General features: G+C 75.6%; 1 protein-coding gene (only partly in view). It reads right to left on the bottom strand.

Annotated elements, in window-relative coordinates; all coding sequences use genetic code 11:
* On the bottom strand, nucleotides 1-26755 hold the 5' portion of the coding sequence (locus QC029_RS06640) for a lonely Cys domain-containing protein (RefSeq protein WP_279554499.1). 22238 nt of this gene lie to the left of the window's left edge; only the first 26755 of its 48993 coding nucleotides appear in the window; it begins with the start codon at nucleotides 26753-26755; its stop codon lies beyond the left edge, outside the window.

The raw sequence follows: 26755 nt of genomic DNA, 5'->3' as shown, positions 1-26755 counted from the left end.
CCTCCCCGTGCAGTCCCATGGCGTGCGCCAGGTCCTCCAGGGCGGCTCGCCCCGGTTCCGGCAGGAACTCCCGCCACGTCCCCGGGCTGCCGTCGTGCGCCACCGTCATGACCGACCTGAACCGCGACCGCGACTCCCTGATCCCGACCGGACGGGTGGGGGCGAGGACGGGGCGGCCGCTCATGGTGGCGACCGTCTGTGCGGGCTCCACCGTCTCCAGCGGGTCGACCGCCCTCCTCGGTACGGCCCCGTCATGGCACCTGTGCAGCAGGAGGTGCGCCTTTCCTCCTCCGGCGACGTGCGCGTCCAGCCGTGCCAGCCCCGGGTGCCGCCTGAGGAACTCACCGGTCTGTTCGGGGCTCCCCCACAGTCCCCGGACCCCGCCGTGCCGCTGCACGTACCACAGCGAGCGGCCGCTCGTGGAGCTGTGCCCGACCAGGGAGAACACCTGCGCGCCCGGAGGCAGGTCCGCGGTGGGGAGGGTGCCGGTGCCCACCACCGTTCCGCCGTTGGGATCCAGCTGGTAGAAGTCCACGGCGGACGCCAGCCAGGAGTACTTCCGGCCCTTGGTCTCCCACTCCTCGGGGGAGTGCAGGGAGACTCCGCCGGGCCGGGAGCCGTCCGCGGCGGTGAAGGAGTGCGTCACCACATCGGAGACCGGAACCCGGACGAAGTCCCCCTCCTCGCTGTCGAAGAGCGACAGCTCCGTCTCGGAGCGGTCCGCTCCCTCCCCGGGGGCGTCCGCCATCTCCGTGTCGCCGTCCGGGGCGGCCGGGGCGTCCGGTACGGACGGTGCGGCCGGGGCGGCCGGGGCGGTGACGTCGAGGTCCAGTTCCCCGTCGGTGTCCCCGTCGTCGGTGTCCTCGTCGCCGGTGTCCGCGCCGCCCGGGTGCCTCGGCCCGGTGGCGGGCCCCGCGGTGAGCGCCAGGAAGATCTCGTCCTGGGCGGACGGTCCGGCCGCCGGCGCGGGGACGTCCGGAGCCGTCTCGGCGGGCTCGTCGGCCTCGGGAACGGTGGGCAGGACGGAGACGGCGCCGCGGGCCGGTGCGTCGCCGGGCGGCGCGGCGGCGGTTTCGGGAACGCCAGCCGTCCCGGCCCCTTCGGAGGACCCGGGAGCCACGGGGGCCGCCGTCTCCGGCCGCTCCGACGGATCGGGTGCGCCGGAGCGTTCCGCCCAGGCGGCCCACGGGTCGCGCAGCGACTCCTCGGCGGCGGCGACGGCCTGCGCGACGCGGTCCGCCGGCAGCGGTCCCCGCCCCCCGCGTGGGGGGCGGGCCAGCTCCCGCAGGCCGTCCAGGGCCCGGGCGGCCCCGCGCAGACGGGTCTCGGCCTCGTCGAGCCGCCGGGCGAGATCCCGTTGTCCCGCGGCGAGGTCGGCCAGCAGCGCTTCGAGCCGGTCCCGTTCGGCCTCCAGGGCGGAGGCGGAGGCCGCGCCCCCGGCACCGGGCGCCGTGCCGCCGGAGGCGGCGGCACCGTCCACGGAGTCGCGCAGCCGGGCGAGGTCCAGGTCGTACAGGTGCTCGCGCACGTCCCCGTGCTGCCGCCGGACGGGCTCGATTCGCAGCTCCGCCTCCGCGTACCGCGCCCGCAGCCGTGCCACCTCGCCGCGCCAGAACTCCTCGGTGCCGCGCGCCCGGCCGAACAGGTCCGGCAGCCGGGGGTCCAGCCCGGCCAGGCGGTCCTCGCGGTGGGCGAGTTCGGCCGAGAGCGCCTGCTCGAAGGTCCGCGCCCGGGCCCAGGAGGTGCGGTAGATCCTGCCCAGGTCGGCGTCGGTCAGACCGAAAGCGTCCACCGCCGGGCGCAGGTGCGGCGGCAGCAGCCCGGCCCTCTGCGCGGCGCTCGCGGACAGCGCCGAGTCGTCGAACGTCCTGGGGTCGAAGGCGTGGACGCGGCCGTCCGGGGCGATCCACCAGCGGCGTGCGGTCCCGTCCGGACGCGCGACGTCCAGGGTGATGTGGGCACCGGTCTCCAGGGCGATGTCGCGGGCCAGGTACACCGGGTCCAGGGCGAGCACGCCCGCCTGGAGGGGGAGCGGGAGCGGCGCCGGGTCCGTGTCGGGGGCGAGCAGCGCGCGGACCCGGTCGACCTCCCCGATGATGTCGTGCGTGACCTCCTCGACGTCGCCTGGCAGGTACGGGATGCGCGGCAGCGCGCTGAGGTAGCCCTCGTAACGGCGCAGGCTGAGGGGGATCCCCGCGTCCGGGCCGGTGCGCCGGAGATCGGCCAGGTCCCGGCGCATCGTCCGTACCGCCCAGGGCACCACCGCGCGGAAGGCCCGGGCGGCCTGCTCCCGCGGGTCGAACCGCAGCTCCAGCCCCTGGACGCCGTCGCCGGCCGTCTCACGGATCCGCCGGGCCACCGCCCGCGGGACGCGGTCGGGCACGGCGCCGGCCCCGTCGGCGGCCTCGGCGAGCAGGGCGCCCAGGTCGAAGGAGGCGGAGCGGGCCGGGGCCCGCCAGGTCCGCCCCGGCTCGGCGGCCTCGGCGACGGCGGCCTCCTCCGCCCGGGCCAGCCGGGCGCGCAGCTCCTCGACCTCGCCCTCGTACATCTCGGCGTACACGTCGCCCGAGAACGGGTCGCCGCGGTAGGAGCCCAGCGGCTTCGGCCCGCCGAACAGGCGGCGCCGGAAGAGGTCCGCCGTCAGGTGGTAGCGGCCCCGCAGCCGCACCAGGAACATCCGGCCCTGCATCTTGACGTGCTGTTCGCGGCGGTAGTTCTGGGTGCCGGACTGGTTCTGGTTCGCGGAGGTGGTGCGGACGGCGGAGGAGTCGCCGCCCATCGTGTGCTGCGGCGGTTCGACGCCGCCGGTGCCCGCCAGCGACGCGCTCGCCGTCGGCCGCCACCGGTCGGTGCTGCTGTAGGCCGTGGTGCCGCTCTGGTGCTTGTTGTACCGGCCGGCGCCGCTGCCCTCCACCGGGGCGATCACCTGGAGGTCGTACAGCTCGCCGCGGAGCCACAGGGCGGCCCGCCGGGTGGGGTGGCCCGGCATGAACAGGTTGTCGGCGAGCTTGTGGGCTCCGCCGCCCGCCACCTTCCTCAGGTGGTTGACCAGGTGCGAGCGGGAGAGCGCGACCGGGAGGGAGACGCTGGAGCGGACGGTGGCGAGGTCGGCCGCGGGGCCGAAGACCTGCGCGAGCAGCCTGCGCCCGGCGCCCGGCGCGTCGTCCAGCACCACACCGACCACGGCGGAGTCGCCGGCCAGCGGCGGCACCGGGATCGGGGAGCGCGGCAGGGACGGCCCGCGCAGGGCACGCGCCTCGGCGAGCGCCCGCGGCAGTTGCAGGGCCAGCCGGCCCCGCTCGGAGAAGGCGAGCGGCTCGTCGAGGCCGGTGCGGCGGCGGTACGCGCCGGCCAGCAGGTCGTTGAGGGGACGGCCGCCCATGCCGACCCGGCGGACCGTGACGTCGACGCGGTGGCGGGCCTCCAGCCGCCGGTGGCCGCTCCAGTCGTAGACGGTCATCTCCTCGACCGCGTTCTCCGCCCGGTTGGTGCCCCGGTGGTGGCCCTCGGACAGGGCCAGGCCCTGGCCCCCCGAGGCGTGGGAGCCGCTGGAGCCCAGCTTCGCCACCGTGATCCGCTGGGCGCCGGTGCGGGAGCGGCCCACGCCCGTGCCGACGTAGCCGTGGCCGTAGTTCTCCAGGCCGGTCTCGGGGACGAGGTCCCGTACCTCGGGGGCCGACTCCAGGACGGCGCGCAGGTTGATCTCCACCACGTCCGCCAGCAGCCAGCCGACCGGGTTGACCAGGTACAGGCTGTGGCCGCCGGTGGAGAGCAGGTCCTCCAGCATGGCCTCGGCCCGGCCGTGGGCCAGGAGCGCCTGGAGGGCGTTGACGCCGCCCTGCGTCCGGCCGATCATCCGGCCGTCGCCGGTCCACACCCGGGCGTCGGCGGTCAGCAGGCCCGGCGCCGCCCGGTCGACCCGCTTCCGGACGATCTCGTACAGGGACTCGCCGCTGTCGAAGGTGAGCGAGGTGACGCCGCTGTGGCCCAGCAGCCTGCCGCCGGGGTCCTCGCGGGTGAGGTACTCGGGCAGCTCCGCGTCACCGGCCCGCGGGTCCTCCAGCGGGTGCTGGGGGAACGCCTCGCCGAACCGGGCGCGCAGACCGGGGTCCAGCACCGGTGTCGCGCCGGTGGTGTGCAGCCGGGCCAGCAGGCCGGCCAGTTCGGGGTAGCCGGTGCCCAGCAGTTCCGCCACGCGCGGCCGGCCCGCCAGCCGCAGCAGCATCCCGGCGACCGTGTCGCCGCCGAGCACGAGCGTCTGCCCGTTCCCGTCGTCGGCCGCGTCCTCCTCCCGGTCCTGACGCCGCCGGTCCAGCGCGTCGCCGAGCCGCTCACCGCCGGCCGGGAGGACGCTCCGGGCGTGCCGCCGCCAGCGGCGCAGCGCGTCGGCGAGTTGCTCGTCGGAGACCGGCAGGACGCCCCGGGCGTAGTGCCCCAGGGCCTCCGGCTCGGACAGCAGGAAGAGCATGTCCCGCTCGTCCAGCGTCCGCACCGCCGAGCGGTGGCCGGAGGGCAGCAGCTTGGCGTGCTTCTCCTGCCGGCCGGAGACGGTGAGGGTCACCGGCGCCCGGTAGGCGTAGGCCCGGTGGAAGTCGAGCTGGATCAGCTCCTTGCCGCCGGTGTTGCCGTGGGAGACCGAGTCGTTCCAGGCCCAGGAGCGGGTCAGGTCCACTCCGCCGGTCTCGGTGGCCGGGCCCGCGGCGCCGCCCACGGAGACGTCGAGCTGACCCCAGGAGACTCCCGAGGTGGAGGTGTCGGTGGAGTTGGTCTGCGCCAGCCAGAGCTTGATGATGCCCAGCACGAACTTGTCGGCGGTGGCGTCGTAGAAGGTCGCCCCCGAGGCCATCGCGCCGGAGACGTCGAGCGCGCCGTGGGCGTTGCGCCACAGTCCGGTGCCGAAGAGCTGGTCGGTGGTGTACGCGCCGCGGGCGATCTCCTTCAGGTGGGCGCGCAGGGAGATCAGGCCGGCGAAGGCGCCCACCTCCGCGTCGGCCTGGCCCGCCGGGCCGACCAGGTCGCCCAGCGCCGCGGCCGCCGCGGAACGCGCCCCGGTGGCGTCCAGGTGGTAGACGACGGCGTTGTCCAGGACCTCCGGCGGTACCGGGGCGGAGGAGACCAGTTCGCCGGAGTGGTCCGCGGTTCCCAGGGTCGGTACGCGCGCCAGCACCTCCCGGCCCGGCAGGGACAGCGGTTCCGGGTCGCGCGCGCCGGGCCGCAGCAGGCCCCGCGGTCCGCTGTGCCGGAACTCGACGGTGACCGTGAAGTCCACGGTCATGGCGATCTCGTCCAGCCTGCCCGGGTACTCCAGCAGTTCGGGCCGGTTGTTGAGGAAGTTGACGGCATTGGCGGCCGAGACGGCCCGCTGGGCCTCCAGTCCCACCGCGGTGGTGCGGAGCTTGTCGTAGCCGGCCCGGCCCTTGACCGAGAACGCCAGCCTGCGGCTCGCGGTGACGGTCTGGCCGGCGGTGTCCATGCCCATCGCCAGATTCACCGAGTGGTACTCGTCGGTGCTGCGCCGGTACTCGGGTGGCGTGCCGGGGGTCGGCCGCGTGGTGATCGTGACCTTCGCGGAGTCCAGTTCCAGGTCGACGCCCAGGACGCCGCGGGGCATCTCGAAGGTGAACTCCAGGCCGTCCTGGGCCATCTGGTCCCAGTGCGACTCCAGGCCGCGTGCGGAGACCACCTTCCGCAGCAGGGTCTCGTTCAGGACGCGGCGGTCGACGCCGTTGCCGTGCTCCAGCGCGCCGTCGTCCCCGAAGGGCGCTCCGTCGGGCGGGAGGAAGCCGTACGCGCCGATCTGCTGCCGGATCCACGCGCGGAGGGCGTCGACGGTCTCCTGGGGCGCCTCGACGACGCCGGTGCCGATGCCGCGGCCCGCCAGGATGTGGTCCGGGATCCGCTTCCCGCCCGCCGGGGGATCGCCCGCCCGGCGGCCGGTGTTGCGCAGCGCGTCGGGGCGGTACGCCACCTCGGCGTCGGCGGCGGGCTCCTTCAGCGCCTCCCGGTCCACCGGGAAGCCGTGCGCGAACGCCATCGGCTCGGGCAGGCGCAGCAGCCCCCGGCCCTCGACCTCGCCGGTCGTCACCGTGACGCCCCGGCCGCGGACGGTGACCAGCGCGTGGTACGCCAGGCCGGTGCCGTAGCCGGCGGTGTGGCCGGTGTAGCGGGGCACCACGACCCACAGCCCGGTGCGGCCGGCGCTGAGGACGTCGGAGTACGAGGCGGTGTAGGAGGGGCCGGCGGTGGCGCCCAGGCTCACCCCGGTGAGGTCCTCGGCCGTCAGGTCCACTCCGGCGTTGACCCATCCCGTGGCCGAGTGCCCCAGGGTGTGGCTGCCGCCGGTGCCGTCGATGGCGGTCCGCACCTTCTCCACGTGCGCGGTGTCGCTGGTCGCTCCGATCCGGCGCGCCCCGTCGGCACGGCGGGCGTGGAGCTGGACCGAGGCCACCGGCCGGCCCCGGTCGTGCAGGTGGAAGCGGTAGCCGTCCCGGTCGTTGACGGCGTCGTCCAGGTGCGCGTCGGCCTTCCACAGCTTCTGCCGCAGCTCGTCCAGCAGGAGGCTGCCCACCTCGGGCCGCAGGCCCTGGCCGCGCAGGGCCCCCAGGACCTCGTCGTACAGGGCGGGGAGGTTGGTGAGTCCGGAGGCGAAGTAGAAGGCGGGCAGCCGGTCGGCGCGCACGTCCTCCCCGACCGCGGTGACCTGCGCCGGCGCCTGTTCCAGGTAGGACTCGGCCAGCCACAGCAGCAGCCGCTCCCCCTCGGGCGCGGGCAGGACCCGCTCCGTGACCGCGCTCCACGGCCGGCTCGGCTCCGTCCTGAGCCCGAACCGCCACACGGCCTCGTACGACAGCAGGACCTGGGGCCCCCGGTCGTCCAGCACCGCCCCGCCCTCGGCGTCCAGGACGCGCTGGGTGGCGCGGGAGGACTGGTTGGCCACGCCGGACAGCCCGGCGCCCACCCTGACGGCCTGCAGGATCCCCGGCGCCAGCCCGATGCCGTACGACAGCCCGAGTCCGGCCCGGGTGGCGCCCAGGCCGCCCGAGTGGGACTGCACGTAGGCGCCGGTCTGGTAGGTGGCGCTGATGGTCTCGTTGGAGACGGGCTCCTCGGTTTTGGCGGGGGCGGGCACCTCACCGCCGGGAAGGTGCGCCGGGGGGACGTCCGCCCGGTCCGGTTCGTACCTCCGCGGCAGCCGGGCGTCCAGCCCGATCAGGGCCTCCACCGGGCCCAGGGGCACCACCATCCCGCCGCGCGCTGCTCCGTCGCCGCCGTCACCGCCGTCGCCGGCCAGCAGGTAGGAGTAGTTGCTGAGCAGGCGCTGCGGCAGCAGGTCCCATACGCTCTCCGGCACCGTGTGGCCGGCCGCCGCCACCTGCTCGCGCAGTGCGGCGATCAGCCGGGGCAGACCGGGCAGCCCGGCCCTGGGGACGCCGACGGAGCGGGCCAGCGGGTCCAATTCCAGCACGTCCCCGAGGAGCGGTCCGGCCGGTGCGGGTCCGGCGGGCTCCCCGGTCCCGCGGTCGTCGTCCCGGTCCCCGCCGGCCGGCCAGGCCGGCCCGGACAGGGAGTCGAAGAGCCACGTCCCCGCGTGGTCGCCGGGTTCGTAGCGGCGGAAGCCGCCCTCCCGGGTGCCGTCCGGCGTGTCGCTCCCCGTGGCCCGCAGGGTCCCCTCCCGCGGGTCGAAGAAGACCTGGTGCGGGGCCGCGACCACCGGAACGCCCAGCCGGTCCGACAGCGGGCCGGCGATCGCGCCCCCCTCCGGCATCCACAGCAGCGGCCGCAGACCGGCGGCCCGCTGGCCGAGCACCCCGGCCAGCGCCGACGGCGTGATGGGCCGGCCGCCGGCGGTGACGCCGCCGTCCGCGGCCGTGCCGAAGACGAGGACGCTGTCGGCGGGGACGAGCGCGGCGAGCCGCTCGACGGAGGCCGCGTCGAACCCGGGGGCGTCAGCGGGAGCGCCGGGCAGCCAGAGCGCCACCGTGCGGCCCTCGTACAGGCCCACCCGGGTGTCCCCGAGTACCTCCTCGACCGGCATCGCCGCCCCGGTGCCGGTGCCGGTGCCGGTGCCGCCGTCCGCCGTTCCGGGCTCCGGCGCGGTGGACGGGGAACCGCCCGCCGCCTCCGTGCCCGTCTCCGTTTCCGCCGCCGCGCGGCGGGCCGTCCGGCGGAGCGCGTCCGGGTCGACGCCGTCGGCGAGCCCGTCGAGCGCGGCGGTGTCGGTCCGGTTGTACGCCACCGCCATCGCCGCCGACTCAGACATCGCCGCGGCCCCCGCCGGTCCGGGAACGGCGGGATCGCCGGAGGAGACGGTGGGGAGCGCCACGGGACCGGACGGGGAGCCGGCGGCGGACTCCGGCAGCCCGCCGTCCTGCGCCGGCCCGGCCGCGGGCGCCGTCTCCAGGGTGAGCAGGCCGGGCAGGAGCCGCTCCAGACCCTCGGCCAGGACGTAGCCGCCGTCCGGCGCCTCCTCCACCGGGAGCGCGCCGTACAGGCCCCGCGGCGTGTCCAGGACCAGGGTGCCCCGGGGGCCCGTCAGCACCACCCGTCCGTCGAACTCGTAGTGGCGCAGGAGGACGACGCCTTCCTGGTTGTGCTCGTCGGTGTCCTTCAGCTCGCCCGAGGTCTCCGCGGCGTCCTCCACCTCCCTCTCGAAGGGCAGGGACTGGGTGTGCGCGTTCTCGTGGTGGTCCTCGCCGCCGCCGTCCGGGCCCGCGCCCCAGTGGTGGCCGGAGGACTTCTCCTCCTTGACGTCCTCGCTGGTGTGGTCCTGGGTGTAGCGCCGGGCCTTGACCCGCCTCTCCGGCAGGCCGGGCAGGGGCCGGGCCGCGGTGACCTCGAACCCGACCGTGACGGTGCGGCCGCCGACCGGCACCTCGTACGCGTGGCGCAGCAGCCTGACGATGTCCGGCAGGAGCCTGTCCCGGCTGGTGGAGAGCCGGTACCGCAGCTCGGCGGCCGAGGCCGGGTCGGCCTCCGGCACCTGCCAGGCGCCGTCCCGCCCGAGGTCCTCCGGCAGGGGGAGGGGCGAGGCGAGGAGCGCGGCCCAGCGCGCCACGGCCGCTCCGGCCGGGAACACCCACGGGTGGAGGTGCCCGGCGAACGCCTCCAGGGCCTCCCGCTCCGCCGCGGAGCGCTGGAGCGGGCCCGTCCGCCGGCGCGGGCCGGACCCGTACACGGCCGGGTCGTAGGACGCCGGGAGCCCCTCGGTGAAGACGTTGTCGGGCAGCAGCAGCCGTACCCGGCCCTCGGCCGTGAGGGTGCTCCACCTGACGAGCGGCCGGAAGGCGCGCCACCGGTCGGCCGCCGCCGGGTGGTTCCGCAGCGCGGCGGTGATCACGTGGTCGGCGCCGCGCCTCATGACGTCGAGGAACTCGGGCAGTTGCCCGGCGATGCCGATCTCGACCGTGAACAGCACCGGGAGTTCGGCCTCCCCGGAACCGTCCTTGGTGCTGAGCCGGTTGATGACGATCTCTTCGCTGCCGCTCTTCCTGCTCAGCCCTTCCTTGCGGCCGTAGCCGGCGGCGGCCTCGGCGCCGCCGTGGCTGTGGTCCCGTCCGCCCCGCCCGCGGACCAGCACCCCGCCCTCGACGTCGAAGGAGAACGCCTCCGTGCTCGACTCGGCCCTCAGCGCCTCGCTGCGCAGGGTGAGCTTGACCTCGGGCCGTGACCGGTGCCCGGTCGTGGGCCCGTTGCCTTCGGCGGCCACCCGCACCACCAGGTAGCGGGTCCCGCCGAAGGCGGAGCGCAGCGGCAGCCAGCGGACGATCCCGCTGCCGGTGACGGGCCGGTACTGGTTGCTCAGCCGCTCCCCGGAGAACGACTTGACCAGCTCGCGCATCAGGAGGCCGGGCCGGGGGGCCAGCCCGTCGGGCTCCTCCGGAAGGAGCCCCTGCTCCCGCAGGTGCTCGACGATGAGGGGCAGGACCCGGTCGGCCCGGAACTCCTCGGCGTAGCCGGCCGCCGACAGCAGGGCGGGGTGGGGGGTGCCGGCCAGGGGCGGCGGGGCGGGCTGCGCGGCGCCCCCGGGGAGTCCCAGCCGGGGGACCAGGTCCCGCGGCACCAGCACGCTCATCGCGTGGGCGACGCTCAGCAGGCCCCTGTGCTGTGTCCGCCGCCGCCCCTTCCAGCGGTCCACGGTCACCTCGAAGACCGGGGTCATGCGGTACGTGGGATTGGGGCCGTCGTAGGTGACCCGCGCGATGTGGATGTCCCCCGAGGCCGAGGACGTCGCCGTCGAGCGGTGCCACATCGCGTCGCCGTGGAGCTCGGCCTGCACCCGGCCGCCCGGCCGCCCCGCGTGGTGGCCGTCGTGGCCCTCTGCGTGGTCCCCCGTCCCGGCTTCCCCGGCCTCCTCGACCTCCGAACCGAAACGGGCCTGCGGCCCGGCGGCGGCGGTCACGCCCAGCCCCCGGCTCCTGTCGCGGTGCTCCTCGGACTTCTGGGAGCCGTAGGCGTACTGCTCCAGCTCCACACCGCCTCCGGTGCCGACCGGCACCGGGTCGTAGCCGCGCAGCCGCAGGGTGAGGGTCTGCTCCCAGTCGTCCCCGGGCTCCGACAGGACCACCACGCGGCCGAAGTCGCCGACGAGCTCGGCGAAGCCGGACGCCAGCCGGCCCGGCTCCGTCGCGGGCTTCAGCGCGTCGGGCCAGTGGGACTCGTCCTCCGCCCAGGACGTGGGTAGGCCGTTGGCCTCGGCGTACAGCGTGGCCGCGAGCCCGGACAGCTCCGGCATGACGAAGAACGACGGGAGCAGCCCGGAGCTCCCGGAGGACGTGAACGGCACGTGGCCCCCGCCGTCTCCGCCCGGCCAGCCGGTGAGCTCCCGCGCCTGCCCGGCCTCGCTCAGCAGTTCCGCGGACAGGGGAGTCTCCGGCCAGTGCTCCTCCGGCACGGCGACCGTGGCGGACGCCTCCCAGTGCCTTCCCCGGCGCGGGTCGATCCACCAGGTCACGGCAGGGCCCTTCGGCGGGCGCACCGCCAGTTCGTAGACCACCTCGTAGTGGTGCAGCTCCACCCGGCCGGTCGTCTCGGTGCGCCGGTAGGACTTGGCGGCCCCCTCGACCGCCTCGTTCCGCCCCCACCGGAACTCGGCCTTTCCGCTCAGGGAGCCCAACTGGAGGAGCACCTTGGGCAGCGGAACGCGCAGACCGCCGCCGAACGACCCGGCGAGCGACGTCTCGCTGCCGCGGTGGCCACCCACCGCGGCGCCCTCCAGGGCGCGGGTGTTGACGGTCAGCGAGTGGGAGCCGTCGTCGGGGTGCGGGGGGAGGGTGTCCCCGTCGACGCGTTCGCGCAGGTGGATCCTGGCGCTGAGCCGGTAGCGCCGGCCGTCCAGCGTCACCTCGTGGCCGAAGCCGGCCATGAGCCGCGACAGGTCGCCCTCCAGGGAGGGCCTGCCGAACCAGGCGGCCAGCTCCAGGTCGAGCCCGCTCAGGCCGGCGTTCTGCGGGTCCGCCACCCCGTGCAGGCGCCCCAGCTCCGCCCGGAGCTGTTCGAGGACGAGCTCGGACCCCGGCAGTGCCACGCCCACCCCGAAGTCCACGCCCCGCCGCGTCGCCAGGGCCAGCGGCTCCCGCGGGTGGGGAGGCGGCAGCGGGGCGTCCAGGCGCGCCGGGCGCCGGTGGGCGGAGGGCGGCAGGGGCAGCCGGGCGGCCCGCAGCAGCGCCCGTACGTGGGGCCGGGCGGCGACCGGCAGCGCCGGACTCTGCGGCAGCCCGGTGAACACCGCGCCGAGCATCCGCCGCTCGAAGTCCCGGACGTCCCGGTAGGGCACCGCGATCTCGGAGGGCACGGCTTTGACCACGGACGGCACGGAGTGGGTGGCGGACCGCACGTCCACCGTGACGACCAGCCCGGCGCGGTACCTGCTCAGCGGGCCCCTGGCGGTCAGGACCGTGTGGTTGCCCGCCGCCTCCGACAGATGGTGACCGGCTCTCCGGCGGGAGGTGAGGCCCGCCTTCGCGACCGGGAACATGCCCGTCGGCCGGGAGGAACCGCCGGCCCCGTCGGACCCGCCGTCCTCCTCGAGGCCCAGCAGGCCGATGCCGAGGGCGACCGATCCCTTGCCGCCGGCTTCGAGGGCGAGGCCGGTCGAGGCGCTGATGGCCATGTCGTCCCGGATGCCGCCGTCGGGCACGTTCCCCAGGTACTGGAGGCTGTCGACGGACGCCCTGACCACCACGTGCCCCCGGAACCGCCCTCTCCGGCCGGTCCGGACCCGGACGTCGGGGGAGACCATCCCGCCGCCGAACAGCAGGCGGTGGCGGTTGCGGGCCGACGGCTCGTCCAGCAGCTCCAGCACCTCCGCCAGGATCTCCACGGCCGCCCGGGCGGGGACGCCGGAGGCGCGCAGGTTCTCCTGGAGACCGGCGACCACCGGGATCAGGCCGACGGCGTTGAGCACGTCCATCGTCCGCGAGGGCCGCTGCCGCCGCCCGACGCGGTCGGCGGCCACCTCCACCGGCGCGCCGTCCCCGTCGCCCGGCCGGTGTCCGCCGGGCTCGGTGAGGGCGGCGGGCAGGTCGACGTCCAGGCGCCCGGGGGTCCGTACGGCGTGGGGGCGCTCCACACCGTCCACGAACACCCGGATCCCCAGCCCGGCCCGGAACCGCCTGCTGTCGGCGACGAACAGCTTCCGGCCCGCCACGACACTGAGGTCGTCCTCCCGGGCCCGGGCGTCGGTCGCGCTCGCGCCGAAGGTCGGCACGCCCGGGACCAGCGTCGACGCCGCCTGCGACCCCAGCTTCACGAGCGTCAGCAGCGCGGCCTCGGCGCCCAGCGTGGTCTGGTGCCCCCTCTTGACGCCCGCGCTCATCCTGCCGAACGCCACCGCGTACGAACGCATGGCTCCGGCGTGCTCCCGCGGCGTGTACCGCACGTCCCGCAGCACCGGCCGCAGCCATACCAGCCGGTCGTCGGCCACCAGCATCGTGCCCCGGTGCAGGAGCTTCTCCCATTGCCTGTCGTCGGCGGTGGACAGCAGCTCCCTGATGCCGTCGCGGATCGCAGTGGCCAGCGCCGGGCCGTCACCGCCGCGCACGACGGCGACGGCGGTCTCGTCCGCCCGGCGCCGGACGTCCTCGTCGGTCCAGGGGACCACGTCCGCCACCCGGGTCTCGCCCAGCATGTCGTGGTCCAGGTACCAGGGGCTCTCGGGCTGCGGTTCCGGTCGCGGTCCCGGTTCCGGTTCCGGCGGCTCCTCGGGGGACGTCACGGAGGCGGTGGACTCGCTCACGGTGGCGCTCGTGGTGACGCCGCGGTCGCCGGTGTCGCCGTCGGCGTCCGCCCCGGGGGCGTCCGTCTGCGTGGGAAGGGGCGCGGCCGGCTCCGCGGCGGCCTCGCCGTCCGTCCGCGCCGCCGGCCGGTGCTCGGTCCAGCCCCGTGCCCCCGGCCCGGGGGGTGTGAGCACCGGGGCGCCGAGGTGGGCGGCCACTCGCGCGGCGAAGGACGGCCCGCCCGCCGGGCCCGGCAGGTCCGCGCCCGGGGCGTCCAGCCCCACCTCCTGCCCGTAGGACCAGTCGGTGTTGCGCTTGATCCAGTTCGCCGTGCGCTCGGCGTCCCGCGCCTCGGCCGTGCCGGTGACGACCAGTTCTCCGGTACCGGACAGGTACGTGCCCCCGACCACCAGCTCGGGCCGCGGCGGTGCGAGTGTTCCACCGCGGCCGGCGGAGGACCGCAGGAACCGCCCGAGCCATCGGGGGTCCGCGCTCCGGCCGCCGCCGTCCGCAGCGGAGAGCGGGGGCAGGGCCTCCGCCTGCCCGGCGGGGGCCGCGGCTTCCCGCGGATCCGTACCCTCCGGGACGGTCCGCGTCCACAGGCCGGACGGTGCGGCCAGTTCGGCGGAGGTGCCGACCAGATGGACCGACACCGAGCCGGGATCCCCGGGAGTGGGCCTGAGTTCCACCCCCACCCGGGGGCTCAGCACCCTCCTGCCGGTCCGGTTCGCGATCGAGCGCGTCAGGAGCCCGTCCCCGGCACCCGCGCGGGGGACGAGCAGGACGAGGTCGTTCTCCTGGCCCGTGCCCTCCACGAGCGGGTCCGCGGCGGCCAGCTCGCCGGACTCCTCGTGGGAGACGGCCAGGTGGGCGCCGCCGGGCCAGGGCAGGAGGAGGTGGTCCTCGTCGCCGTCCGCCACCACGAGGTGGGCGTTGCCGCCCCACGGTGCCTTGGGGGCGTCCGGCAGGGGACGCGCCGGATCGGACTCGTCCACCAGGAACACCCGGTCCGTCCGCAGCGCCGGCACCGGCCGTCCGCTCCAGCTGCGGCCCGCGGCACGCCCTCCGGACACGACGAGCGTGCCCGGGGAGTACAGGCCGCCCCTGTCCGCCAGGTCGAAGGCGGCCCAGGCGGCGGGGTCGGAGTCGCTGCGGCCTGCGGCAATGGCCTGCGCCACCCTCTGGACCAGAACCGCCCGGACGCCGTCGCCCACCCGTTCCTCCGGGTCCAGGTGCAGCACCACCGGGGCGATCAGGTCCGCTCCCTCCGGCCCCAGGACCGTCAGGACCGAGTACGCGCTCACCAGGGCCCAGAACGCCCGGCCGCGCTCCTCCTCGGTCGGCGGCCCGTCCCCCTCCGGGGGGAGGATGCGGCGGGCCAGGTCGTCGTCGGCCCGCCAGGCCGCGGCGGCCTCGGAGACCACCGGCAGCGGAAGGTTCCCGGTGAGGCGGGTGCCCTGCGTGGTCGCCGCCCACCCCAGCAGTCCGCGGTAGGCGGTGGCGTCCGGTACGGGGAACTCGTTCCCCGCCCCCTCCGGGGAGCGACGCATCCACTCCCGCACCGCATGGTCGAGGAAGGACAGGGTCAGCGGTCCGGTGCCGGCGAACAGCGGATCGCCGCCGCGCAGCCGCTCCAGCGCCCCGATGCCCCGCACCAGCTCCGGCTCGGTCTCGGCCCGCGGGGAGACCACCTCCCGCAGCGCCCGCACCAGACGCAGGGCCTGCCCGCGCACCGCCTCGGGTGCGGGGCCCGGCCCGGTGTGCAGGCCGGAGGTACGCGCCAGCCCGTCCAGGACCTCGCCCTCCGGCTCCGGCCAGTCCTCCCGCCAGCCGGCCGCGCGATCCCGCCGCCCGTCCCACAGGAGGAGCAGGGGGACGTCGGTCCCGTTCTCGGTCCTCGTGGCGCTGAACTCCTGGGGGGCGCCGAAGACCACGCGTCCGGTCCGGTTGGCCACCAGCCGGCTCGGAGGGACCGAGACCAGCGGGTCCGCGGCTCCCAGCGGCGACGAGCCGCCGTGGCACGCCGCCAGCAGGATCGGTGTCCTCTCCGCCCCGGGCGCCGCGGCGTCCGACTCCGCCAGAGCCGGATTCCGGTTCAGGACGTCGCCCAGTCCGGTGCCGTCCCCCAGCAGGGTCCTGGCGCTGCCGCCGACCAGGGCCCGCCACCGCAGCAGGCCGTCCCGGCCGCCGTGCATGCCGACCAGGTACGGCTTCTTCGCGAACCGGCCCACCCAGGGCAGCGGGAACGGTTCCGTACGGCCGGAGTTGTTCCAGTGCACGAAGTGCTCGGCCGCGGACAGCCGCTCGTAGGAACTCTCGCGCTCGGCCCAGTCCTCGTCGGAGAACGAGACCAGGCCGGCGGGCCGGTCGGCGGGGCCGACGGTGTGCACCACCAGGTCCCGGTCCGGCACGAAGACCTCGTTGCCGTCCCCGTCGTACAGGAGCTGACCGGGCGCGTCCGGCTCCGCCGGGCGCGGAGCGCTGCCGGGGGGCTCCGTCATGCCCAGGGCGTGTTCGTCGGGGAAGAGCCCGCCCGGGGCGAGGGAGCGCAGTTCCTCCTCCGTCAGCGGGGCGATGAGCCAGTACCGCCCCCAGCCGTCCAGGTAGTTCAGCTCCTCCGGAACCGGCCGCCCCTCGGCGGCCAGCTCGTCGAAGACCGCCTGCGCACCGCGCATCACCTCGTGCGCCGAGTGGTGCCCGGTGTGGACCATCGCGCCCAGCATGATCAGGCGCAGCAGGCCCGGGTCGACCTCCACGCCCCAGCGTTCCCGCATCTGCAGGGCGTAGCGCATCAGGAGGTACGCCGAGCCGGAGGTCCCGGTCGCCACCAGACCGCCGGTGTCCTCCGAGCGGCTCTGCAGGTCGCCGCCCAGAAGGATCTCCGTGTCCATCGACGCCGGCCTCCAGGAGACCGTCCCGCCCGGGTTCATGCGGCGCTCGGTCTCGCTCAGCGGAGGCCGGACGTCCTCGGTCCGCAGGTCGTGCAGGATCCTCGGCGGGAGGACGAGCGGCGCCAGCGACGGCTGGGCGGTCTGGCGTTCCCGGCGCTCCAGGCTCAGCCAGTCCGGGTAGTGGACGGGAGTGAGGAGCTCCGCCAGCACTCCGTTGGCGGAGGCGTTGAACAGCAGGGTGAAGCGCTCGCGCAGATTGCCCGACTCCACGACCCGTTCCAGCGCCGCGCGGTCCTTGCCGACCGCGCCGACGACCATGTTCCTCCAGTCCCCCAACAGGGAGACCCACCCCTGATCGGTGTCCTTCACCCGCTCCCACAGAGCCTTCACCAGCCGCTCCAACTGCTGGTTCGCTCCCGGGTGCCCGGCCGCGTAGGAGCTCAGCGCACGGTCGAAACGCTCGGCCTCCGCCTGGTAGCGGATGCGCGCCAGGATCCACGGCGGCGCGTCCGCCGGACGCCAGGTCCCCTCCTCCGGGGACGGGCCGGAGGAGCCCGGCTCCGCCGACGGCCCGCGGTCGTCGTCGGCCCCGGCGGAGGAATGCGGGGCCGTGACGGCCGTCACGGTCGCCTCGATGTCCGCGATCAGCCGCGAGGCCATCCGCCAGACCTCGTCCAGTTCCCGCTCCTGCTCCCGCATCCTCCGCTCGATCAGCGGCACCGTGGCGGCATCGGCCCAGGCCAGGCTGGCCCTGGTGCGGTGGACGACCCCCTGCGCCGCGTCCAGGTAGGCCGCGGCGGCCTCCGCGACGGCCCTGAAGTACCAGTCCCTGTCGTTGCCCAGCTGCGCCGGGTCGAGCCGGACGCCGGACCTGCCGAGCCGCTGTGTCCCCGCTGTCCACAGCCGCGCCGCGCCGTCGAGGTCCCGCAGTTCCCGCAGCTTCTCACGGGCCGTGCCGCGGGCCGCGCTGGCCGAGAAGCCGACCGGGTCCATGGTGCCGTCGGGGCGGTAGCGGCCGTCTCCGTCGGGGTCGACAACGGCCAGCGGACGCGGCAGGGACGGCTCGTCCTCCGCACCCGGCGGGTTCAGTATCGCCATGGCCTTGAGTTCGCCCGTGGGCTGGTACAGCCGGGAGAGCAGCCGGCCCAGCAGCTCGGGGTCCTCCGACTCCAGCAGCCTGCGCTGTGCGTCCCCGCCGATGCGCGCGATCTCGCGCAGCACCGACAGCACGATGCCCTCGTGGATGTCGGCGCCGTGGAAGACCTCGTCCTGGAAGAGGACCTTGGCCGTGCTCCGGTTCCCGGGCGCGTGCGGGTAGGTGTGACGCCACCCCTGGGCGTCCCACCCCGGGAGCTTCTCGGTGGTGCGCAGCGGCTCCGGCTCCTCCTCCAGCGTCACGTCCCGTGTCGCGGGCAGCGGGTTGCGGATGTCGTGCAGGGAGACCCAGCCGCCGAGTTTCTCGAACAGGTCGATGCCGAACACCATCGTGGTCGGCGCGGACGCCTGCGGCACGGGCAGGGACGGATCCGTCAGAGGGCCGTCCCCCACCTCCACCCGGAAGGAGATCTGCGCGGACGGGAGGCTGCCGGCTCCCAGGGTCCGTCCGACGAGCTGCTGCTCGTGCAGCAGCATTCCGGTGTTGACGATCGCGTGGTAGGCGAAGGTGGTGTGCTTGAACCGCAGCGGCAGCCGCGTCAGCCGCTCGTGCAGCGCCTGCCACCGCGGCTCCCGCAGCAGCCCGGCCACGTCCGAGCGCAGCTGCTCCAGATTGCGCCGGGACGTCCGGCGTACGAAGTCGATCCGCCTCTCCTCGGGGATCGCGGCCAGGCCCGCCAGCGCCCGGTCCCACCGGGAGCCACTGGGTACCAGCGCGTACTCCCCGGAGGCCGCGACCTTCGCCGCCTCCTCGGCGGCGTACCCGAACTCGTCGGGCGGCAGGTCCGGCAGGAAGAGCTGGTCGACCGTCCCGGCGTTCACCGCGAACCGCACGGCCTGAGCCCGTTCGAGCGCGGTCTCGGCCGGGGGCCGGTACCTGCCCAGAACCCCGATCATGCCGCCCAGGGAGGCGGTGTCCCTGACCACGCCGTACTTCAGGGCGTTGACCACCGCGGACGCCAGGGTCCGCACCCGGACCGCGCTCTCCAGCAGGGCCCGGTCGTACGGCGACGGGTCGCCCTCGCCGGTGGCGGCTGTGCCGACCAGCCGCAGCATCTCACGGTACGCCTGCCGGAGCTCGGCGGAGCGGTCGCGGATCTCCGCGCCCGTCCAGATCATCCGCTCGCCACGTGTGCCGCCGGCGGCCCGCTCGGCGCGGTCCATCCGCACCGCGTACTCGTCCAGCAGCGCGTCCACGCCGGGCAGACCCGCGCTCGCCGCCTCCTCCCTGATCTCGCGCAGTTCACGCTGGAACAGTTCGTCGACCGCGAGCCAGAGGCGCTGGGGCAGCGGTTCACCGTGGTTGTAGGGGTCGTTACGCCATGCCTGCCAGTCCCGGTACGGCATGCCGTCCCCGGGGGGACTGGTGGTCAGCCACCAGTCGATGTCGTCGCGGAGCAGGTGGACCGGCCCGGTCCCGTCCGGAAGGCCCGGGACCAGGAGGGAGACCGGGGTGGGAGCGTTCTCCCGGTCGGCCCGGGGCAGGGGGCCGTCACCGGAGTTGCTCGGCAGCACGCTCATCGGGCCGAACACCGCCTCCCGCCGCGGACCGGGGGACGCGGCGCGTTCCGGTGCCGTACCGGGGGGCGGCGTGGCGGGGGCGGTGAACTCGGACAGGGTGAGGCCGGGGTTCGGGCCCGCCGCCTCCGCGGCGGCGGAGAGCATCGCCCACAGCCGGTCGTTGCGGCCGTGTCCGGTCGTGTCCGGGCGGTGCGCGGTGTACTCCCGGAGCATCGCCTCCAGCACGGGCGTGGTCAGGGGGCCGGAGCGTTCGCCGGGCCAGGCGGGGTCGTTCAGGCGCATGCGCTCCAGGGCGGCCGGCCCGCGCAGCATCCCCCGCAGTTCCTCCAGGTCGCCGAAGGCGCCCAGCTCGGGCCGGTGGAAGGACTGCCGCAGGGCCAGGACCCAGCGGGCCACCCGCTCCCGCCGGGCGGCACCGTCCTCGGAGGGAAGCGAGGGGAAGTCCGACTCGGAGGCGAGCCGGTCCAGTTCCTCCGCCGTGGGCTCGGGCCAGGCCACCACCCAGCGCTCCTGCGGACGGTCGGACCCCGTGGCGGGGTCCGCGGCGGACCCCGGGCCGGATTCCGTGGCCGTGCCCGGGTACGTGCGCGGGCCGTCCTTGCCGATGGCCGTCCTGTGCTCGCTGCCGGCCCACTTGTACCGGTAGTGGTTGGCCAGCTCCTGCGCGACGGAACGGTCCACCAGGGGATCCGAGCCGGCGGGCCGCTCCAGGAGCCTGCTGGGGAGGGCGAGGAAGCAGCCGTCCGGGTTCCGTCTCATGAGCCGGGTGAACTCGGGTCGGCCGGAGAGGAACCGCACGGCTTCCGGGCCGGTCAGGACGGCTTCCGAACCGTCCTTCAGGGCGAGCGTGATGCTTCCCGGGCCACCGCGCATCACCACGGTGCCCGCCACGGTGAACGGAAGGTCCCGCGGATCGTCGCGCGTGCTCCCCTGGTTCCCGGTCTCCGCGGTCCCCCCGTCCTGCGGGTCCTGCGGATCCTCCGGGCTCTCCTCGCCCCGCTTCCGCCACCAGCTCTGCTTCCCCGGCTTCCGCTGCCGCCGCTCCTCCTGCTCCCGGTACCGGGTGACGGCGTCCAGCCCGTCCAGGTACGGGGCGAACCTCGGCAGGTCGTCCCCGGTGAAGGAGTGGAGTCCGAAGGTGTCCCGGCCGTCGCCGGTGAGCGTGGTGCGGAGGTCCACGTCCCGGTCCGAGATCGTCCTGCCGTCGGCGGTCCGGTACTCGGTGTTGGCGCCGGTGCCGGTGCCGCCGGGCGCGGGGACCTCGTCGGGGAAGCTCGGTATCCACCGGCCCTCCGCGGCTCCCTTGTCCCAGCCGGACAGCGCCAGCCGGGACCTGCGCCAGGGCAGGAAGCGGTCGAGCACGGTGACGTCCCCGTCCGGCGCCCAGACCGTCAGCCCCGCGTCCCGGGCGAGCCGGCGCATGGCGGCGCGGTCCCCGTCCCCGGCGAACGGGACGGCCATGACCACGTCGGTGAGCGCGTGACGCCGCGACACGTTCCGCTGGGCGCCCACCCGCCGGGCGGCGCGCGCGGTCAGCGCGGCGGCCACCTCCAACCGCACCGCGTGGCCCAGGACGCTGGCCTGCCCGGGACGGGGGGCGTCCGCCGTGACCAGCAGGGGGCGGCGGCTCCAGCCGCTGCTCCGGCCCACCGCGGTCGAGCCGCCCACGCGGACCTCCACGGCCGGTCCCGCCGGGCCGCGGCCGAAGGTGAACGTCTCGTCCAGCCGTATGCCCGACGGACGGCGGCCGGTCCAGTTCAGGACGTGGGTACGGCCCTCTCCGGTGTCGATCGTCGTGAGGTACCGGGGGTCCAGCGCGCCCAGCTCCTCCAGGCGGAAGGCGGTCAGCTCGTCGACGCTGCCCGCGCGTCCTTCGGATGCGGCCCTCCCGACCAGTTCCAGCAGCGCGCGCACCTCCTCCGGGGACACCGGCCGGGAGGCGTCCCCGTCGAGCAGCAGGACCTCCCGGGCCAGGGCCGGCAGGTCCAGCGCGTCCCCGCCCAGGTCCGGGCGGTCGGTCCGCAGCCGGTCGAGCAGCTCCGCGGCGTCCGCCAGCTCCTGGAAGCCGGGCGTCTCCACCGCCTGCGCGCCGAGTACCGCCAGCACCGCCTCCACGGGGGTGGGCGCCGCCGCGGTTCCGGCCGGCCCGGCGGTGCCGGGGGGCGACGGGGGCTCACCGGTGTCCGGGGAGGGACCGCCCGCGGAGCCGTCCGTACCGCCGGTGGCCGGCACCGCGCCGACCGTCGCGGCGAGCCGGCCCAGGTACTCCCGCTGGCGCCGGCTCCACAGCTGCCGGTCCGAGCGGTCCGGAACCTCCGCCGGGAGATCCCGCAGCCCCAGCCGGTGCCCCAGTCGCAGTGCCAGTTCGACCGGGGAGGCGTCCGCGGGCAGGACCTGGGCGGAGACGTCCCCGGTGGGCGCCACCTCGGCGCTCCAGTGCGCATCGGCCGTGTTCTCGTCCACCCGCTCCACGGTCACGTGCAGCTCTCTGTCCCCGTCGGGCAGCGGCAGCCGGTGCCGGGGGGCGTTGAACAGGACCTCCGTCTGTTCGCGCAGCCGGTCGAACACGACCTCCAGCTGGGTCCGGGTCACTCCCGGCCGGGGGGACAGGGCCACCCGCACCGTCACGTCGGCGTAGTCCCGGCCGGAGGAGAAGCGCCGCACGTCGAAGTCCGGCCCCCGGTGCTGCCGCGCCTCCTGCCTGGCCCGCGTCCAGGCCTGGGTGCCGGGCCCGCCGGCGTCGCTCCGGCCGTTCTCGCTCCTCGTGGACTCGGCGATCTCCTGGGTCGTCGGTACGCGGTCGGCGGGCCGGCCCTGGGCGTCGAGTTCGATCGAGTTGAAGAAGGCGCCCTCGTACAGGGGCCGCTCGCCCACCCGGCCGCGCTGGCCGTCGATCCACACCACCCGGCCCCGGTGGTTGACGCCCACGACCGCGTGGTTGTTGCCGTCGGGACGCTGGAAGGTCACCACGGCCGCCGCGCCGTGGCCGTGCGTCAGCAGTCTGGTGCGCACCGAGTTCCACGCGGTGTCCGAGTCACGGCCCAGGTACCGCCAGCCCGCGTCCAGCCATCGCGAGGTCAGCATCCCCCCGTTGCTTTCGGGGCCCCGAGCCGTGGCGGCCGCCACGGTGGGAACGCCGTACCAGGACGCCAGCACGCTGCGCGCGACGTCCATGCAGTTGTCGAGGCGGTTCTTCTGCCGGGCACCGCTCCGGGCGTTGACCCTGCGCACCCAGGGCGCCGCGCCCAGGTCGGTGGCGAGGCCGTTGCGGACGTTCGCCCGGTTCAGCGCCCTGACGGGCCAGGCGAGGAGGTAGGTGCCGGGATCCCGGGGGTCGGGGTACCGCTGGAAGTGCCCGTCGCGGACCGGGAAGACGCCCTCCAGCTCGGCCTGCTCCTCCGCCTGGGGCGTCAGCAGCCTGCCCTCGGGGGAAACGCCGTCCCGGGCGTAGGGACGGATCTCCTCCAGCGGCCGGAACACCCCCCGGCCCGCGGAGAACACCCGAGGGTCGGCGAACGTCCCGTCCCGGCCGGACCCGCCCGGCGCCCGGCTCACCGGGAACTCCGGGGCCTCGTCGGCCGTGCCGCCGACGAGATCCGCGTCGGCCGGTACGGGAGCCGGACGGTCGGAGGCGGCCAGCGGCAGGTCGCGGATCACCGGTCCGGAACCGGTGGCGGTCTCGACGTGCTCCAGGTAGTCGGCCGGGAGCGTGCCGTCGGCCGGTGCGGACACGTCGGCCATCACCCCGGAGGCGAACGTCTTGTCCGGGCGGTTGCGGAACAGCGAATCGGGGTCGGTGTAGCGGTCGGGCACTCCGGCGTAGTGCCACAGCTCGTGCAGCACGGTGTTGTCGTCCCGCAGCCGGTTCCGCGCCCGCCGGTCGCCGTCGCCGTCGGTGGTGTGCAGCCGGAAGTGCAACTGGTCGGAGCGGCCCGGCCGCCCGGTGCGGGAGATCTCCACCGCCTGCCGGTGCTCCGGGGCGTGGACCAGGCGGACGCGCAGGTGCAGTTGGTCGCCGGAGGCCGGCAGGACGAAACCGGGGTTGGCCCGCTCGTCCAGCAGGGCGTTCAGCTCCGCCTCGAACGCCGGGAGCTCCCCGGCGGTGAACCCCTCACCCGGCCGGACGGGCAGGACGATCTCCAGGTCCCGTACCCAGCGGCCGTCCGCCGCCTGGATGCGGCGGATGTCGGCACGTACCAGTGTGGCCCTGCCGCCCAGCAGACGACCATTGCCGGTGGCCGGTCCACCGGCGAGCGGGTCGGAGGCCGGGTCGTAGATCTCGGTGCGCAGCCGGGCGGGGACGGCCGCCCCACGGCGGTGCCACCAGGCGTCCCTGGGCACCGGGTTCGCCGAGGGCGCCACGAACCGCGGGAGCCGCGTGCCCCGGGGCGCCGGGGCGTCCTCGGCGGGGGAGGACGACACCGCCGTGTCCGGGACGGGAACGGCCCGCAGGTCGACGGGGGTCTGGTACTCGCCCAGCCAGTCGCTGGGCTGCCGGCCCTCCGTCCGCCGGGAGTCGAAGTCCAGCAGGTCCCTGGCGGCGCCGGGCAGTTCCACCCGCCGCTCCGCGCCGCCGGGCTCCGCCCGCCGGTCCGTGATCATGGTGACCAGGGGCGCGATGTCCGGCCTGCTCGCCAGGAAGCGGATCACCGCCTCCCAGACGAGGTCCCGTTGCGGATGCCCCTCCAGCACGGGGTCGACCTGGGTCACGTGCAGGTCGCCGTTGCGGTTGTACAGGTCGCGCACCAGCGTCTGGGCCATCAGCTGCGCCGTGCGCAGCGTCCGGGACCGCTCCGGAGGGGCGCCCGCCGGGTGCGGAGTCGGCGGGTCCAGCCAGCTCAGCGCGCTGTCGACCTCCACGCCACCGAGGCGGGGCAGGCGTGCGGAGGGCACGCCGATCCTGCGCGCCACCGTGTTGACCACCGCCGGCCCCGTGCGGTCCATCACGGAGTTGCGGCGCGCCCTGCCCTGCGGCTCGGTGAACGCCCGGGGCGGCACCCCCACGAATCCGCTCATCAGATCGGGCTGGGGCTCCCCGTAGTTCCTCCAGATCTCCTCCAGCCAGACGAGCGCCAGCGGATGCCCCTTGGGCATGGTCATCACCGAGTTGCCGGCGCTGCTGCCGTCCTCGCTGATGTCGAGCGCGTACGCCTGGGGCGACTGGAGCGCCTCCGCTATGCGGCTGGGGTCGTGCACCACGTTGTCGGGATCGAGGTAGGTGCCGCCGAACGCGTGCAGGATCTCCAGCCGGGCGATGTCGGAGGCGGCCGCGTACCCCGGTCCCACCTGCTTCGCCGTCTCGGTGAGGTAGAACGGGTGCAGGAACATCGGCGCCTCGGAGTGGAACACCTCGTCCATGTTGACCAGGGCGATGCGGTGCGACCGTGCCCAGTCGAGCATGGAGCGGGCCTCGGCCAGTTCCGGGCCGTCCGAGGGCGCCGGAGCCGCCTTGGCCCGCTCGAACAGCGCACGCGGCACGTCCGTCCACAGCACGACCCGGGCCGCACCGCGGTAGCGGTCGGCCATCCACGCCAGCCGCTCCCGGAGTTCGCCGTGCTTCCCGGTGCCCCGCAGCGGTCCACCGATCCAGACGGAGTGGAGGACGCTGGGCGCCTCGGCCACCTCCGGCAGAGGCGGCACCTCGCCCGGGGCCCAGGCGGTCAGCTCGTCCCCCGACCGGTGGACGACCAGCGACATGCCCTCGGCGGGCGGCAGGGTCGCGGGGTCCATCGCCTCCCGCGTCGGGGCGCGCCTGACCATGTCGAGCCGGCGGAGGAAGGTGAAGATCTGCTCGCCGGTCAGCGAACGGTGGTCGTGGCCGGCCAGGAAAGCGGGAGGCGGGGCGGGGGCGCGGGTGCCGAACAGGTCGGGCCCCAGGAGATGCGTCCCCTCCTCCTGCGCGGCTGTGTAGACGGCCTCCGGGTCCTCGGCGGGAGCGGCCGAGGCCACCAGGTCCGCCAGCAGCTCCCTCGCACTGGTGTACGCGGCGGCCCGGGGCACCTGGCCCGGCGCCCGGCCCGGCGCGAACGCCGGTGTCTCGTCCGTGTCCGTGAGGTCCGGTGCCGTGTCCGCTTCCGTCACCGGCCGACCGGTGACGGCCGGGTTCCCGGACGTGGCGGTCGCCGGGGCGGAGGTGCGCCCGTCGCCGATACCGGTCGTGGGGAGCGGAACCTGTGCGTCCTGCTGCTCCCGCTGCCCGGTGGCGCCCTCCGGCCCGTCCGGAGGCGTGGCCGCGCCGTCGCCGGAGAGGGGCTCGGCGGGCTGGAGGACGTCACCTCCCAGTACCGACAGGTCGGCGAGGGCTTCTGTCCGGGTGGGCGGGGCGGCGTCGGTGAGTCCTTCGAAGGGCTCGGTCAGGCCGCCCTCGGCGACGCTCAGGTCGACCGGTTCCTCTTCGGCGGCCGGCTCCGACTCGGTCGGCGGTGCGGTGGCGGCCGCGGCGGGGGAGGCCGTGGTGTGCGACACCGGCCCGTCCTGCGGAAGCGGACCGTGAGGCAGCGGTGCGTAAGAGCCGTCGAGGCGGTTCCAGAAGGCCCGGTAGCCGTCGTACAGGTCGTTCTCGGCTGAGGTGGTCCGCACCGGGTTGGCCGGCGGGGCGGGGGCCGGGTCCGTTCCGTAGAGCCGTTCCAGGACGGGCAGGATCGCCCGCTCGTGCTCGCGCACCCACTGCGGCCCGTTGTTCCGGGGCCGTCCGGTGAACGGGTCATGACCGGCGTTCGTGCCCAGATAGGCGTTGCTGGCCTGCGCGAAGTACTCCTCCACGGTGGTGGACGAGTAGTTGTCCCGCTCCGCGCCGGAGGCGTCGCGCCGGGGGCCGTCCGGCCACTGCACGTCATGCCCCTGCTGCCGCCTGTGCCGGAAGGACTCCTCCACCACGGCGCGCTCCGCGTCGCTCAGGGCGTACGCGTAGAGGGTGTGCGCCATCTCGTGCGTGGTGGTGGAGTAACCGTCGGGGTGGCTGTCCGCCAGTGGCCTTCCCGGAGCGTCGCCCGGGAGGTTCTCCTCCGTCACCGCCGTCTGCCGCATGCCGTCGGCGCCCCGTACGTCGTCCCAGCGTCGGCCGTCACCCGCCTCCCCGGGCAGAGGGCCCCCCGCCAGGTCGCGGAAAGCCGACAACGAGGTCATGGCCTCGCTCCGGGGCACCACCGTCACCCGTACACCGGCGGCCAGCACACTCTCCGCCACCCCCGGACCGGTCAGCATCCGCTCCAGCTGGGCGACCGCCTCGTTGTGCGCCGAGACCGGCCGCTCCACCGACTCGGGAACCCGCACGATCAGGTGTGCGGCCGCCCGCGCGAACTCCTGGGGCGGCAGGGACGCCCGCAGTTCGGCGATCGCCTGCGGATCCCCCGCCACACGGTCCAGCTCGGCCGCCGACGCGTACGCCAGCGCGGCCGCCCGTTCCCGCGCCGACGTCTGCGGCAGGTCGCCCGGGACCGTTCCCGGGGAGGACGCCGGTTCGCCCGTTCCGGTGGTGGGGACGGGGGCCGGCGCGGTGACCGGTGGTGTCTCCGTCTGTGTGTTGACGGTTGCCGGGGGATTCGGCGCGCTGGGCCGGGCGGTGTCCTTGCCGGTGGCTTCGGTGGTGGGTGCGGTGGTGGTGGGTGCGGTGGGCTGGTCCGGGGCGGGGAGGTGGTCGGCGCGGAGGTCGAGGAGGTGGTTGAGGGCGTGGGCGTAGTGGAGGGGGGTGGCGTCGGTGTGCCACCGGTGGGGGGTCATGGGGACGGAGTCGGCGGAGGGGACGAGCTCGACGGTGAGGTGGGGGGTGGTCCCGGCGGGGGCCGGGGCGACGGTGAGATGGGTGGTCTCGCCGTCGAAGATCTCTTCTTCGACGGTGTCGAGGTGGGGGTTGAGGTGGGTGTCGACGGCCTGGTGGATGCGGTCCCACAGGATGTCGAGGTCGGTGGGGGAGGCGGTGTGGGGGTTGGTGAGGCCGAGGTGGAAGGTGAGGTCGTTGTAGGTGTGGCCGTCCAC

It is taken from the genome of Streptomyces sp. DH37 (assembly GCF_029813835.1).
Lineage (GTDB): Bacteria > Actinomycetota > Actinomycetes > Streptomycetales > Streptomycetaceae > Streptomyces.
Note: the sequence above shows the minus strand (reverse complement) of the source record. Positions and strands in the feature narration are given on the sequence as shown.